General features: G+C 66.5%; 15 protein-coding genes. 3 read left to right on the top strand and 12 right to left on the bottom strand.

The window, feature by feature from the left end:
* Nucleotides 1-3 precede the first annotated feature (3 nt).
* The 3 genes from AC1DN9_RS21250 to AC1DN9_RS21240 all read right to left on the bottom strand — a co-directional run bounded on the left by AC1DN9_RS21250 (nt 4) and on the right by AC1DN9_RS21240 (nt 2463).
* Nucleotides 4-1245, bottom strand: coding sequence for an RNA polymerase sigma factor (locus tag AC1DN9_RS21250; protein ID WP_478103496.1), 1242 nt, complete (start codon nt 1243-1245; stop codon nt 4-6).
* Nucleotides 1242-1598: a YciI family protein gene (locus AC1DN9_RS21245; RefSeq protein ID WP_478103545.1), complete on the bottom strand. Its 357-nt coding sequence runs from the start codon at nt 1596-1598 to the stop codon at nt 1242-1244. The genes AC1DN9_RS21250 and AC1DN9_RS21245 overlap by 4 nt, the downstream gene beginning before the upstream one ends.
* Nucleotides 1599-1692: 94 nt before the next feature.
* Complete coding sequence (locus tag AC1DN9_RS21240) at nt 1693-2463, bottom strand: hypothetical protein (RefSeq protein ID WP_478103495.1); 771 nt, start codon at nt 2461-2463, stop codon at nt 1693-1695.
* Between the two features lie 324 nt (nt 2464-2787).
* Between AC1DN9_RS21240 and AC1DN9_RS21235 the strand changes: the two genes are divergently transcribed.
* Nucleotides 2788-3756: a threo-3-hydroxy-L-aspartate ammonia-lyase gene (locus AC1DN9_RS21235; RefSeq protein ID WP_478103494.1), complete on the top strand. Its 969-nt coding sequence runs from the start codon at nt 2788-2790 to the stop codon at nt 3754-3756.
* A gap of 11 nt (nt 3757-3767) precedes the next feature.
* Here the strand turns inward: AC1DN9_RS21235 and AC1DN9_RS21230 are convergent, their stop codons facing one another.
* From AC1DN9_RS21230 to mutL, 4 genes are all read right to left on the bottom strand, one after another.
* Nucleotides 3768-4421, bottom strand: coding sequence for an ABC transporter ATP-binding protein (locus AC1DN9_RS21230; RefSeq protein WP_478103492.1), 654 nt, complete (start codon nt 4419-4421; stop codon nt 3768-3770).
* Nucleotides 4418-5407, bottom strand: coding sequence for a tRNA (adenosine(37)-N6)-dimethylallyltransferase MiaA (gene miaA, locus AC1DN9_RS21225; protein ID WP_478103491.1), 990 nt, complete (start codon nt 5405-5407; stop codon nt 4418-4420). The genes AC1DN9_RS21230 and miaA overlap by 4 nt, the downstream gene beginning before the upstream one ends.
* A gap of 25 nt (nt 5408-5432) precedes the next feature.
* Nucleotides 5433-6398, bottom strand: coding sequence for an alpha/beta hydrolase (locus tag AC1DN9_RS21220; RefSeq protein ID WP_478103489.1), 966 nt, complete (start codon nt 6396-6398; stop codon nt 5433-5435).
* Nucleotides 6399-6567: 169 nt separating this feature from the next.
* Complete coding sequence (mutL, locus tag AC1DN9_RS21215; protein WP_478103488.1) at nt 6568-8433, bottom strand: DNA mismatch repair endonuclease MutL; 1866 nt, start codon at nt 8431-8433, stop codon at nt 6568-6570.
* An 87-nt stretch (nt 8434-8520) separates the two neighbouring features.
* Between mutL and AC1DN9_RS21210 the strand changes: the two genes are divergently transcribed.
* Entirely contained in the window at nt 8521-9168 is a 648-nt protein-coding gene (locus tag AC1DN9_RS21210; protein WP_478103487.1) for a DedA family protein, read from the top strand.
* 48 nt (nt 9169-9216) lie between these two features.
* On the opposite strand, the gene AC1DN9_RS21205 is transcribed toward AC1DN9_RS21210, so the two are convergent.
* From AC1DN9_RS21205 to AC1DN9_RS21195, 3 genes are all read right to left on the bottom strand, one after another.
* Entirely contained in the window at nt 9217-9504 is a 288-nt protein-coding gene (locus AC1DN9_RS21205; protein ID WP_478103485.1) for a glycine zipper domain-containing protein, read from the bottom strand.
* A 133-nt stretch (nt 9505-9637) separates the two neighbouring features.
* A complete protein-coding gene (gene ctlX / locus AC1DN9_RS21200) occupies nt 9638-10576 on the bottom strand; it encodes a citrulline utilization hydrolase CtlX (RefSeq protein ID WP_478103484.1) in 939 nt (312 codons plus the stop codon).
* Nucleotides 10577-10601: 25 nt separating this feature from the next.
* Nucleotides 10602-11651, bottom strand: a complete 1050-nt coding sequence (locus AC1DN9_RS21195) for an ornithine cyclodeaminase (protein WP_478103483.1) — start codon at nt 11649-11651, stop codon at nt 10602-10604.
* A gap of 146 nt (nt 11652-11797) precedes the next feature.
* Here AC1DN9_RS21195 and AC1DN9_RS21190 point away from each other — a divergent pair, with 146 nt between their 5' ends.
* Entirely contained in the window at nt 11798-12220 is a 423-nt protein-coding gene (locus AC1DN9_RS21190) for an Lrp/AsnC family transcriptional regulator (protein WP_478103482.1), read from the top strand.
* Here AC1DN9_RS21190 and AC1DN9_RS21185 read toward each other — a convergent pair.
* Both AC1DN9_RS21185 and AC1DN9_RS21180 read right to left on the bottom strand, forming a co-directional pair.
* A complete protein-coding gene (locus tag AC1DN9_RS21185; protein ID WP_478103480.1) occupies nt 12208-12996 on the bottom strand; it encodes a metal ABC transporter permease in 789 nt (262 codons plus the stop codon). The genes AC1DN9_RS21190 and AC1DN9_RS21185 overlap by 13 nt on opposite strands.
* The gene (locus AC1DN9_RS21180) at nt 12993-13916 is read right to left on the bottom strand and encodes a metal ABC transporter substrate-binding protein (protein ID WP_478103479.1); all 924 of its coding nucleotides are present in this window, start codon (nt 13914-13916) and stop codon (nt 12993-12995) included. The genes AC1DN9_RS21185 and AC1DN9_RS21180 overlap by 4 nt, the downstream gene beginning before the upstream one ends.
* Nucleotides 13917-13986 lie beyond the last annotated feature (70 nt).

Genomic DNA, 13986 nt, shown 5'->3' with positions numbered 1-13986 from the left:
CGATCAGAGTCGGGCAGCCGCTGAGGCCAGGTAGTCGCGAACCGCCGCACTGGTGCTGAGGCCCGCTGCACGGGCATAGGCCTGTCGCGCTTCGGCCGCGTTGCCGGTCTGGCCGAGGAGATGCGCGCGGGCCGCCCAGTAGGGTTGGTAGTTGGCGACGTCGGCCGGCGCGAAAGCATCGAGCGCGCGGAGGCCTTCGGCTGGGCCGGCGGCGTTTGCGACCGCGCAGGCGTGGCTGACGTGCGCACCGATGCTCGGGCGTAAGGCGAGAAGCCCGTCGTACAGCGCGACCAGCGCCTGCGGCGGCACCTGCGCGCCGAGCCGCCGTGCGCAGTGCGCGGACTGGATGGCAGCTTCCATCTGGTATGCACCCGGCTGGTTCATCGCTGCCGCGGCGCGCAATGCCTGCTCGGCCTGCTCGCGCAGCGCGTGGTTCCAGCGCGTCGTGTCCTGGTCGTCGAGCGGCACGTAGTCGCCCGCATCGCCGCGACGCGCCGCAGCCCGGCTTTCGCAGAACAGCATCAGCGCGAGCAACCCCAGCGGTTCGGCCTCGCGGGGCATCAGGCCGCACAGGATGCGGCACAGGTCGATCGCTTCGGCCGTGAGGCCGCGCTGCGTGGCTTCGGCGCCGTCGATGTCGTCCCAGCCGGTGCCGTAGGTGGCATAGATGCCGTCGAGCACGTCCTGCAGCCGTTGCGACAGATCCTCCGCGCGCGGGTATTCGAAGGGAATGCCGGCCGCGCGGATGCGTGACTTGGCACGCACCAGCCGTTGCCCGAGCGTGGCGGGCGAGGTGAGGAAGGCGCCAGCAATGCGGGCGGCGTCCAGCCCCAGCACCGTCTGCAACATCAGCGGCGCGCGCGCGGCGGCGTCGATCGCGGGATGCGCGCACACGAAGAGCAGGCGCAGACGCTCGTCCGGCACCGCGTCGCGGCCCGGCACGTCGACACCGACCTCGTTGGCCAGTAGAACGAGCGTCTGGGTGGCGTCATCCTGCACGCGGGAGTGGCGCCAGGCGTCCAGCGTGCGATTGCGCGCAACGCTCAGCAGCCACGCTTCGGGCTGCGCGGGCACGCCGTCGACGGGCCAGTGCTCCAGCGCGCGCGCAAAGGCGTCGGCCAGTGCGTCTTCCGATGCGGCGATGTCTCGTGTGCGTGCCGAGAGGATGGCCACGAGGCGACCGTACGACTGGCGCGCGGCCTTTTCGGCGGCCGCGCGCGCCTCGTGGACCGCGAGCGGCGTCACATCTGGGGTGTGGTGAAGACCGGCCGCACCTCGACGCCTCCGGTCGAGGCGCAGGGAGCGCGCGCTGCCCATTCGAGCGCCGTGTCGAGATCGGCGACGTCGATCACGAAATAACCGCCGAGTTGCTCCTTGGTGTCGGCGAAGGGGCCGTCCTGCACCTGGCGCTTGTCGCCGCGAACCCGGAGGGTGGTGCCGGTCATCGGCGGTTGCAACCCGTGACCGTTGAGCGTGATACCCGATTCGCGGATGGCGCCTACGTAGTCCATCCAGCCGGCGCGGTAGGCCTTGGCGGCCTCTTCAGTGCGCAGATTGAAGTCGGATTCGGGTTGATAGAACATCAGCATGTATTGCATGGAAACCTCGCAAGAAAGTACATCGAGCAGGATCGCTCGTGTAATGACGGCGCGCAAGATGCCATTTCGACAACGCGCGGCGAGGATCTGCAAATTATTTTCTGGCGGCGGGGGTCGAATAGTCGTATCTCGGCCCTGGACCGATCGCAATGGGTGGGCCTGGGTCGGAGCTTGGCGCCGCGGCAGATGAAGAGGGCGCGCGGACTTCCGGGCGCACCTCATAGCGCGGACCCGGCCCGGCGACGACCGGCGGACCCGGATCGTCATAGCTGCGCTGCGACGGGCGCGTCCAGCTGTACTGCGGACCGGGTCCGGGGGCGATGGGCGGACCCGGATCCGGATAGGTCCTGGGCTGAGGTGTCGGCATCTGGTAGGCCGGCTCGTAGTCCGCTTCCTCGTCGCGCAGAATCCGCCTGTTGCGCTCGCTCGTGCGCTTTTCGGGCCCGGCGTTCCTGGTTGGCGGATTGGCGACGGACGCGGTCTTGCTCGCCGGTGCCAATGCCAGTGCGGCTGCCGGCGAGGTGGCAGGCGCAGGCGCGGAGTCTGTCGGCCGAACAGCCGCTGTCGCTGTCGAACTCGGTGGCGCCGGTGCAGGTGGCGCCGGTGCTGCGGGCGCGGGCGCCGCCGCAGGCGCGAGGGCGGTCGGCTGTACCGGTACGGTCGACTCCGGAGCCTTCGCTTTCACGACGGGCTCCGACTGCCGCAGTTCCGGCGTGGGCGCCATCATTCGCGTGAGCTGGGTCCACGGGGCGGTGCCATGGTGCAGGACGTACACGCACCACGCGACGAAGGCGATGATCATCGTCAGGCCCACCAGCCCGAGGTGAAGCCAGAACGAGGTGGGCGTGCTGCCGGAGAACGTCACATCGGGCCCCGGAGCACGCGCAGAAAAAGCGGGTTGCGCAGAAAAGGGCGCCCCGTCAGCCTTCAACGCCATGGTTCCGGACGGCGCGAAGCCCGGCAGCCGGCCTGCGCAGCCGATACAGAACTTTGCATTCGATCGGTTTTCGCTTCCGCAGATTCCGCAGACGATGGGCATGGGAGTTCAGCCTCCCCTTGGACTTGGACGCATCCCTCAACTTTGCACGCGTGCGAGAGGCTGTCTGTCAGCAATTTCCGACAGCGGTGTCACTGGCGTTCCAAAAGCGACGGAGTGTTCCATCGTCCGGAGCGAGATTAAGCTCCGGGTATGCACACACTTCCCACTTATGACGATGTGATCGCCGCCGCGGCGCGACTCGAAGGCCATGCGCACCGCACGCCGGTGATGCGCTCGCGCACCGCGGATGTGCGCTGGGGCGCGCAGTTCTTCTTCAAATGCGAGAACTTCCAGCGCATGGGGGCCTTCAAGTTTCGCGGCGCGTTCAACGCGTTGTCGAAGTTCGATGCGGCGCAGCGCAAGGCCGGCGTGATCGCCTTTTCGTCCGGTAACCATGCGCAGGCCATCGCACTCGCGGCCGGGATTCTCGGCATGCCCGCGGTGATCGTGATGCCGAACGACGCGCCCGCCGCCAAACTGGCCGCCACACGCGGTTACGGCGCGGAGGTGGTGCTCTATGACCGCTTCGCCGAAGACCGCGAGGCGCTCACGCGCAGGCTTGCCGAGCAGCGCGGCATGACGTTGATCCCGCCCTATGATCATCCCGATGTGATCGCGGGGCAGGGCACGGCAGTGAAGGAACTGATCGAGGACGCTGGGCCGCTCGACGTGCTCTACGTGTGCCTCGGCGGTGGCGGATTGACCAGCGGATCGGCGCTGTCCGCACGCGCCCTTGCGCCGGCCTGCAAGATCTACGGCGTGGAGCCCGAAGCAGGCAACGACGGACAGCAATCTCTGCGCGCGGGACGCGTCGTCCACATCGAAACGCCGAAGACCATCGCCGACGGCGCGCAGACGCAGCACCTGGGCGAGTACACCTTCGGCATCATCCGCCGCGACGTGAACGACATCGTGACCGTGAGCGATGCGCAGTTGGTCGAAGGCATGCGTTTCTTCGCCGAGCGCATGAAGATGGTGGTCGAGCCGACCGGATGTCTCGCATTTGCGGGTGCATGCGCGGCGGGCGATGCGATCCGCGGCGCGCGCGTCGGCGTCGTCATCAGCGGCGGCAATGTCGACCTCGGCCGATTCGCCGCGCTCCTGACGGGCGAAAGCTAGCGCGCGGCTCGCTAGCCGAATCCCGTCGCGCTCAGGTGCAGCACGCGATCCGCGCGCGCCGCCGCCGCTTCCGAATGGGTGACCAGTACCAGCGCCGCGCCATGTTCGCGCGTCTGCGCCAGCAGAACGTCCATCACGCGAGTGGCGGTGCTCGGATCGAGATTGCCGGTCGGTTCGTCCGCCAGCAAAAGCGCAGGCCGATGCACCAAAGCACGTGCGATGGCGACACGCTGCAACTGGCCGCCGCTGAGTTGCTGCGGAAGGCGTTCTCCAAGTCCGGCCAGGCCTACCGCTTCAAGCATCTTCGACACACGCTCATCCGCTGCCGCACCGCGCTGCCCGAGGAGCATCAGCGGCAGCGCGACGTTTTGCGCGACGTCCAGATGCGGCAACACGTGGAAGGCTTGGAACACGAAGCCCACGTGCCTGCGTCGCCAGAGCGCGCGCGCCTCGGCGTCCAGCGCGCCGATGTCGATGCCGTCGTGCATGACGGTGCCGGCATCCCAGGTGTCGAGTCCGGCCATGCAATTGAGCAGCGTCGATTTGCCGACACCCGATTCGCCCACGATCGCCACGAACTCGCCGGCCGCGATGTCGAGCGACACGTGTTCGAACACCGGCACCTCGCCGTAGTGCTTGCCCAGATCCGTGATGCGCAGCGTCATGCGATGTCCGTGACCTGCCGGAGCACCTGATCGATGGCGTCAGGCGCCTCGGCGGCGATCACGCGGCGTTGCGGCATGCTGCGCAGCCACGTAATTTGCCGCTTGGCGAGTTGCCGCGTGGCTGCGATGCCGCGCTCGCGCAATTCGACGATCGGCCGGGCGCCGTCGAGCGCCTCCCAGGCCTGGCGGTAGCCGACGCAGCGCATCGAGGGCAGATCTGCCACCAGATCGCCACGTGCGCGCAGGGCTTGGACTTCTGCGATGAATCCCGCCGCCAGCATCGCATCGAAGCGCGCCGCGATGCGCTCGTGCAGCCATGCGCGGTCCGTGGGTTCCAGGGAGAGCAACGCGGCGGCCGGCCATCCGCCACTGACTGCGCCCGCATTTCCGGCGCCGTGGAAACGCGACAGGGGCTGCCCGCTGGTGTGCCAGACCTCCAGCGCGCGCTGGATGCGCTGGCTGTCATTGGGCGCCAGCCGCCCGGCAGTGACGGCGTCGACTTCCGCAAGCCGGGCATGCATCGCGGGCCAGCCCAGCGCAGCGGCATCGACTTCGAGCCGCTTGCGAACCTCGGGGTCGGCCGGGGGCATCGCGTCAATGCCGTCGGCGAGCGCCTTGAAGTAGAGCATCGTGCCGCCGACCAGCAGCGGCAGCCTGCCGCGCGCTGAAATCTCCGCGATGAGCTGCCGCGCGTCCTGCACGAATGCAGCTGCACTGTAGCTCTCCCTCGGGTCGCGGATGTCGATCAAGTGGTGCGGCACTTCGGCACGCTCGGCGAGCGTGGGCTTGGCGGTGCCGATGTCCATGCCACGGTAGACCAGCGCCGAATCGACGCTGACGATCTCGAGCGGCCGCACGCGCGCGATCGCCAGCGCCGCCGCAGTCTTGCCCGATGCGGTGGGGCCGGCCAGGGCCACGTAGCGTGGCGCCGCAGGCGGGGAATTCGGAGAGGAAGCGGAGCGGGCCGGAGTGGCAGGGGGCGGCATGCGCCCAAGGGTAACAAAGCCCGCGTCAGATCGACGGCGCAGTCGCCAGGTTGCGGTGATGAACCACCGAGGGCAGCGCAGGCGCCGGCGCGGGTGCCGGAACCGCCGGCGTGGTGTTTTCGTCGGAAGCCATGTCGGTCGGCGGCTCCTTCATGCGGAACAGTTGCGAGAGGGCCGAGCGGTACTGCGCCTGTCCGATCGAATTCAAGTTGTGATGCGACCCGCCTTCGACCAGGACGAACATCTTGGGCCCGGGCGCTGCGTCATAGAGCTTGCGGCCCAGTGTCGGGTTGATCAGGCTGTCAGCCGTGCCGTGCACCACCAGCAACGGCGAGCCGATGTTCTTCACCTTGCTGATGGCCTCGAAGCGCTGCGTGATGAAGGGGCCGAAGGGCAACCATCCCCACTTGAAGCTGCTGACGACGTCGGCGATCGAGGTAAAGGTGCTCTCGACGATCACGCCGTTTTCGTCGGTGACACGGGAAGCCAGGTCGATGCCGATCGCGCCGCCGAGGGAGTGGCCGAAGATGTAGCGCGGCTGCTTGGGATGATGGGCCGCGAGCCATTGCCACGCTTCGAGCGCATCTTCGCGGGCCGAATCTTCGGACGGCAGGGCCTTGGAACTCTTGCCGAAGCCACGGTAATCGATGGCGAGCACCGAGAAGCCCAGATCGTGCATGCGGCGCATGCGCGGTGCGGAGCCGGCCACGTTGTAGCGGGCGCCATGAAGGTAAAGCATCACCGGCTTGTCGGGTGATTCAGGTGGATTGCCGAGCCACAGGCCATGAACGCGCACGGGTTCACCGGTGAGTGTGGACTTGAAGTCGATCCAGACATCGTCCATGCCTTGGCTCATGGCTTCCGAATTACCCCAACTGCGGTCGCTGGGCTGGAAAATCCATTCGCGCTGACGCTCGTCGAGCGTCGAGCAGCCCGCTGCCATCAGGGCGACCAGTGCGGTGGCGGATGCGAACAGGGACCAGGATTTCATGAAGGCTGAGGGACAGGCGATTAGCCGGAAAGTTCAACGAAAGACCCCATGCAACGCGCGTGCCCGGCCTGCCGATGACCTTGGTAAACCCTTAAATCCGGCGCCGCCAAGGCCAGGAATACCGCGGAACCGGCTTTGCCGGGCCGCTGGTATTGCCCCCGGGCGAGCTTCACCTGCCGCGCATGAACAGCGCGTCAAGCTCGCGGACGGACAACTGGCGCCACGTCGGCCGGCCATGATTGCACTGGTCCGAGCGCTCGGTGGCTTCCATTTGGCGCAGCAGCGCGTTCATTTCATCGATCGTGAGCTTGCGGTTGGCGCGCACCGCGCCGTGACAAGCCATGGTCGACAGCAATTCGTTCTGGGCGCGCTGCACGACGGTGCTGGCGTCGTGATTGGAGAGTTCGGCCAGCACGCTGCGCGCCAGTTCGACCGGGTCGCCGTCGGCCAGCGTGCTCGGCACGGCACGCACGGCCAGCGTGCGCGGCGAAAAGGGCGTGATTTCCAGCCCGAGCGAGGGAAGCACTTCGGCGCAGGCCTCGGCGGTCGCCACTTCCTGAGGCGTAGCGGCGAAGCTGGCCGGGATCAGCAACGGCTGGCTTGCAATGGCGGCGCCATCGAGCTGCGTCTTGAGGCGCTCGTAAACAATGCGTTCGTGGGCAGCATGCATGTCCACGATCACGAGGCCCTGGCTGTTTTCGGCCAGGATGTAGATGCCCTGCAGCTGGGCCAGCGCGCGGCCGAGCGGCCAGGCTTCTGCATCGGTCGGTGTGGCGGGGCTGTTCGATGGCGTGGTTGCCGCGGTCGCGAGCGCCGAGGGCGTCGCCCCCGTGTCGCGCAAGATTGGAGCCGCCACGTCCGTCAGCGGCTGCTGTCGTTGGGTGGGCCACATCGCGGCGGCGTCGCCGAGGCCGCGTTCCGATGCGAACGGGATTCCAGGTTGGGCCCACGACGCGGAGGCCGGCAACGCGCGCGGCTTGAAGAAAGGCTCTGCGGGCGCGGCAGTGGCCTCCCCCGCTCGCGGTGCGGCGAGTGCATCTTCGATCGCATGGCGCACCGCCTGGTGCACCTCGCGCCCATCGCGGAAGCGCACTTCGATCTTGGTCGGGTGCACGTTGACATCGACGCGCGCCGGATCGATCTCGAGATACAGCGCATAGACCGGCTGGCGCTGGCCGTGCAGGACGTCTTCATACGCGCTGCGCACCGCGTGCGCGAGCACCTTGTCGCGCACGAAGCGCCCGTTGACATAGAAGAACTGCTGGTCCGCCCGCGAGCGCGCCGCATCGGGAATGCCCGCGCGGCCGGTGACGCGCACAGCGCCCGCGACGTGGTCGACTGCAACGCTCTGCGCCACGAATTCGTCGCTCAACGTATCGGCCAGTCGCTGATCGCGCGAGGCGGCTGCGCGCCATTGCTCGACCAGCCGACCTTCATGCCAGATCGAGAAGCCGACCTCCGGCCGCGCAAGCGCATGGCGCCGAACCGCTTCGATGCAGTGTGCCAATTCGGTCGCGTCGGTCTTCAGGAACTTGCGACGCGCCGGCGTTGCGAAGAACAACTCGCGGACTTCGACCGTGGTGCCGGCTGCGCGCGCCACGGGCCGCAGCTCGCCGGTGCGTCCATCCAGGGCGAAAGCACTGTCCTCACCGGCAAAGCGAGAGAGGATGCTGAGCTCCGCGATGGCGTTGATGGCCGCGAGCGCTTCTCCACGAAAACCCATGGTGCCCACGGTTTCAAGGTCATTGAGGCTGGAGATCTTGCTGGTGGCGTGGCGGCGCAAGGCCAGCGGCAATTCGTCGCGCGGCAGACCCAGTCCGTCATCCTCGACCGAGATCAGCCGCACGCCGCCGGCCGAGAGTCGCACGGTGATCTGGCGTGCGCCCGCATCGAGCGCGTTGTCGAGCAGTTCGCGCACCACCGAGGCGGGCCGTTCGACCACTTCGCCAGCCGCGATCTGGCTGATGAGTTCGTCGGGCAGGTCGCGGATCGGGCGACGCGCAGGCGCGGCAGTGGAAGATGGGAGTGCGCTCACGAGGACATTCTAGTTTTCCATCATGCGATCAAGTGCTGCCCGCGCCGCACGAAGTGGACAAGCCTGGGGGTGAGTGACAATCCTTCCATGGAATTCATCAGCTTTATCGTCGATTTCATCCTGCATATCGACAAACACCTCCAGGACTTCGTCGTCGCCTACGGGTATTGGGTCTACGGGCTGTTGTTCCTCATCGTGTTCGTCGAGACAGGGTTGGTCGTGATGCCTTTCCTGCCGGGCGATTCGCTGCTCTTCATCGTGGGTGCGCTTGCGGGCGCGGGGCTCATGAGCTATGCCGTGGCGGTGCCGATCCTGCTGGCCGCGGCGATCCTGGGTGACCAGTGCAACTTCAGCATCGGACGCTATTTCGGACCCAAGGTATTCAAGTGGGAGAGTTCGCGCTTCTTCAACAAGAGGGCCTTTGATCAGGCGCATGCGTTCTACGAGCGCTACGGCGGCGTGACCATCATCCTCGCGCGCTTCATGCCATTCATTCGCACGTTCGCGCCCTTCGTGGCAGGGGTTGCCGACATGACGCGCGGGAAGTTCACGCTCTACAACATCGTCGGCGCATTCCTCTGGGTGTTGAGCATCTGCACCGCCGGCTACTTCTTCGGAAACCTGCCGGTGGTGAAGGACAACCTCGAGAAAATCATCTGGGGCCTGATCCTCATCCCGGGTCTGATCGCGATCTTCGGCGCGTGGCGCGCGCGCGGCGCGTCCACGGCGCGCTAAAAAAAAGCGCGCCCTGTGCGGCGCGCTCCTCCAAACGCATGTACCTACTCAGTAGCGAGGCCCGTTGTTAGGGTAGTAGGTGTTGCTCGGGTAGTAGGGTTGCTGGTTGTAGTAGTTGCGCTGGTCGGCGCTGCGTCCGACCTGATTGCCAATCAAGCCGCCGACCGCGGCGCCGCCGACGGTAGCCGCGGTGTTGTGGCCGATCGCCTGGCCGACCAGTGCGCCCCCTACCGCACCACCTGCCGTCCCCAGCTGTTCATTGGGTCCGGCGGCACATCCGGCCAGTGCCATGATCGAAGTAGCAGCCGCGGCGGTGATCCAGAGTCTCGTCTTCATGATGTCCACCTTTCATTGGGTTGGTGAAATCATTCTGAAGAAGCCTGCATCCCGGGGTGTAGGAGGCGACCCCGGTGTCTTGACCGAATGCGCTATCGACCCTTGCGCGCCACCATCTTGCGGCGCAGCAGTCTCATCGCTGCCTCGGCGCGAGGTGAATGCCCGCGATCATGCAGCGCACCGAACCGCCAGCCATTTCGATCGTCGGCACCGACAGGGGAACGAGACGCGCGGAGCGTTCGATCACTTCTTTCTGCTGCGCCGTGAGGGCGTCGCAAGCGCGTTGCGACAACGCGAGGATTCGACCATCGCAACCCGATAACTCGATCGCATTGCCGGCAAAGTTGGCGATCTGCGCCGCGCTCAGCGCAACAACTTCGCGTCCCGATTCTTCGAGCCGCTCGCGCACCTGGTTTGCGCGACGCGTGTCAGGAATGGGGTCGAAGCCGACCATCGCAAACTCGGTTGCCACGCACATCAGCACGTTGGTGTGATAGACCGGCCGGCCGGCTGGATCAGCCGTGTCGAACACCATCGGCTCGAAGTTGAAGTGCGTGCTGAAGCGTTCGAGCGCGACGGGATCGGCACGGTTCGAACGCGCGACGTAGGCCACGCGCGCCATGTGGTCGAACACCATCGCGCCGGTGCCTTCGAGGAACAGGCCGTCATGTTCCAACCCGGAATAGTCGATCACTTCCTGCACGCGGTACTCGGCCTTGAGCATCTCGATGATTTCCGGACGGCGTTCGCGCCGGCGGTTCTCGCAGTACATCGGATAGAGCGCGACGTGGCCGCCCGGGTGCGTGGAGAACCAATTGTTGGGGAACACCGAATCGGGCGTATCGCGCTCGCCGCGGTCTTCGAACAGATGCACGCGCACCCCTTCGGTCTCCAGGCGTTCCGATGCAGCGGTCACTTCGCGGTAGGCCGCGCGAGCGACGGACTGTGCCGATTCCTTCTCGGCAAGGCTTTGGAAGGTGTTGTCTGCGGCGGTCTCCGGATTCGGCGTGAAGCCGTGCGGCCGGATCATGACGATGGCGGAGGGAGCCTGGATGGAGCGGAGCTTGGACATGCGATGCGGTTCCTCTGGATCGACTTCAGGCGACCCGGCGCATCACGGCGCGCGAGGTCCCGGTGCGGGTGTAGCGAAACAGGTCCTTCGGGTCGTCGGCCCACGGCACGAGTTCGACGTCGGTGCCGAGATTGCGTTTGGTCGCTTGTTCGAGCACATAGCGCAGCGTTGAATAGTCTTCGAGCGCGAAGCCGACCGAATCGAAGACCGTGACTTGTGCGTCACTCTGACGTCCCGTTTCGATGCCGGCCAGGACGCGCCACAGGTCGACCACCGGAAAGTCCTTCGGCAACTGCTGGATGTCGCCTTCGATGCGCGTCTGCGGCTCGTACTCGACGAAGACGCGCGCGCCGCGCAGCACGTCGGCATGCAGTTCGGTCTTGCCGGGGCAATCGCCGCCGATGGCGTTGATGTGCATGCCCGGCTCGATCATGTCCGGCGTCAGGATGGTGGCGTAGGCCTTGTCGGCGGTGACGGTTGTCACGATGTCGGCGCCGCGCACGGCTTCGGCCGTGGAAGCGGCCCGAATGACCTTCAGTGCAGGGAAGACGGAGAGGTTGCGAATCAGCTTCTCGGTGGCGCGCGCATCGACGTCGTAGACGGCGATCTCGTCGATGCCCAGGTGCGCATGAAGCGCGACAGCCTGGAACTCGCTTTGCGCGCCGTTGCCGATGAGTGCCATGCGGCGCGCATTGGGTCGCGCCAGCGCGCGTGCCGCCATCAGCGATGTCGCGCAGGTGCGCAGCGCGGTGGCAACGGTGAGTTCCGACAGCAGCACCGGATAGCCGGTCTCGACCTCGGCCAGCACGCCGAACGCCATGACGGTGTAGAGGCCCTTCGCTGTGTTGCTCGGATGGCCGTTGACGTACTTGAAGGCATAGGTCTTGGCGCTGGACACCGGCATCAGCTCGATCACGCCGATCTCGGAATGGCTCGCCACGCGGGCCGTCTTCTCGAAGTCCGCCCAGCTCACGAAGTCCTGCTGGATGAAGTCCGCCAACTGGCCGATGAGTGGAATCACGCCGACGTCCTGGATGAGGCGGGACATGGTCGGGACATCGATAAAGCGCGTCATGGTTTTCTCCTCTGCGGAGGGGCCGCAGCGATCTCTCTATGCGTTCAATTGTTCCTCCGAAGGGTGCCAGATTGAACCCCGCAACCTGTCAATTCCGGCTTGGATGCTTGCATTTCGCTCGCTGGAGATTGCAAAATGTCAAATCCATGGACGACATCGACCGCCAACTCATTGGCCTTTTGCGGGACAACGCGCGCATGTCCGTGGTGGCGCTCGCGCAAAAGCTCCGCGTGGCACGGGCCACCGTGCAGAACCGGATCGGCAAGCTGGAAAGCGATGGCACCATCGTCGGCTACACCGTGCGGCTACGGCCCGACGCGGAACCCCACCGCATCAGGGCTTTGATGAGCATCGAAGTCGACGGCGCGCACGGTGAGGCAGTGCGCCGCGCGCTACGGGGTCACCCCAACGTCACGGCGCTGCATTCGACCAACGGGCGATGGGATCTCCTGGCCGAACTGCGCGCCGACACGCTGGAGGCGTTCGACAGGGTGCTCACCGCCATCCGTTCGATCCCGGGGATCTCGAGTAGCGAGACGAGCATCCTGCTGTCGACCTACAAGTTGTAGTCCGGCTGTGGCCGCGCAGCGTCGGGCCGCACCGCCAAAGCGCCGGCCAGCGCGCAGGCCGCCAGCGTCCAAACGATCACCGCGCCCGAAGGCAAGTCGAACAAGGCCGACAGCGCGAGCCCGAGCGCATAGCCCGCCACGCCCATGCCATAGGCGACCTTGAAGCGCCGCGCGCCGCTCAGCCCGCGCGTGCCCAGCGCCGGGATGATCAGGCTCGAAAACACGAGATAGACGCCCACGAGTTGCACCGACGCCGTCACTGCGAGCGCGAAGGCAGCGTAGAAGCCGAACCGGCCGAGCCGCCCGACCCAGCCCATCCACAGTGCGAGCAACAGCGCGGCCGAGATTCCGCCCAGCCACAGCAACTGCGTCGTGTTGACCCACAGGATCTGCCCGACTAGCAGGTCCTTGAGGTGCTCGCCGCCGTGCGGATTGCTCGACAGCAGCAGGATGCCGGCGCAGGCCGCGAGGATGAACATCACGCCGATCAGCGCCTCTTGCTGTTGCGGCGCGCGGCGTTCAGTCCACGTCAGCAGCCATGCACCGAGCAGTGCCGCGGAGACGGCGGCGAACTGCACCGCCACGCCGCCCTCGGACATGCCGAGCGCATCGGCGGCGATCACGCCAAGACCTGCGATCTGCGCGATCGCGAGATCGATGAAGACGATGCCGCGGTCCAGCACCTGCATGCCGAGCGGCACGTGCGTCGCAAGCACGAGCAGCCCCGCGATCAGGGCGGGCCCGAGGATGCCCCAGTCAAGCGCGCTCCAGTTCACGACTTGGCTCCGGCGCCGAGAAGTCGCGCGAGCGTGTCGTCGAAGAGCCCGAAGAGATCTTTCGCGCCTTCCGTGCCACCGACTGTGAACGGGAGCTTGACGGCCGGAATGCCGGCGTTCTTGCTGAGCCAGTCGGAAGGTCGCGAGTCCTGGTAGGCGGCATAGACCACCATGCGCGCCGGCGCGCCCTTGAGCGTGGCCTGCACCTCCTGCAGGTGCGATGCCGTCGGCTCGACGCCGGGCTTGGGTTCGAGCACGGCCACCTCCTTCATCCCGAGCCAGTCATAGAGATAGACGAAGGCGTTGTGCTGCGAGACCACCGGCGCACCCTTGAGCGGTGCTGCCTGTGTGGACCAGCGCGTCATCGCCTGCTGCCAGCGCTGGGTGAAGTCGGCCTGCCGCTTGGCGTATTCGGCTGCGTTCGCCGGATCGACTTCCTGCAGGCGTTTGCCGAGCGCTGCGGCGACGAGCGCGATGTTGCGCGGATCTGTCTGGATGTGCGGATTGCCGGCCGCATGCACGTCGCCTTGCGAGCGGTCGACCTGCGTCGGCACTTCGAGCTTGCGCACGAAATCCGCCGCCGCGAAGTTGCCCGGCTGGCCGGGCTGGACCTTCGCGTTGCCCGACTGTTGCAGCAGCACGGGCAGCCAGCCGATCTCCAGTTCGGCGCCGGTACAGACCACGAGGTCGGCGCTGCGCGCACGAGAGATCAGGCTCGGCTTGGCCTGGATCTGGTGCGGGTCCTGAAGCGCATTGGTGGCGACCGACACATCGACCAGGCTGCCGCCGAGTTCCTGTGTCAGCGCGCCCCATTCGGGCTCGCAGGCAAAGACGCGGAGCGCCGCGTGGGACGGTGAGGCCAGCAGCATGAGCGGCGCAGCCAGCAATGCAAGAAGAGAGAGTGAAGAGCGCTTTTTCATGATGAGCTCCTGTGAAAGAAAGGTTGCCCCCGGAGAGGGGGTTGGCGAAGCGACACGAAGTGCGCGAAGC

Source organism: Variovorax sp. 05L425 (assembly GCF_056397705.1).
The sequence above is the reverse complement of the archived record's forward strand: the minus strand, read 5'-3'. Positions and strand labels throughout refer to the sequence as shown.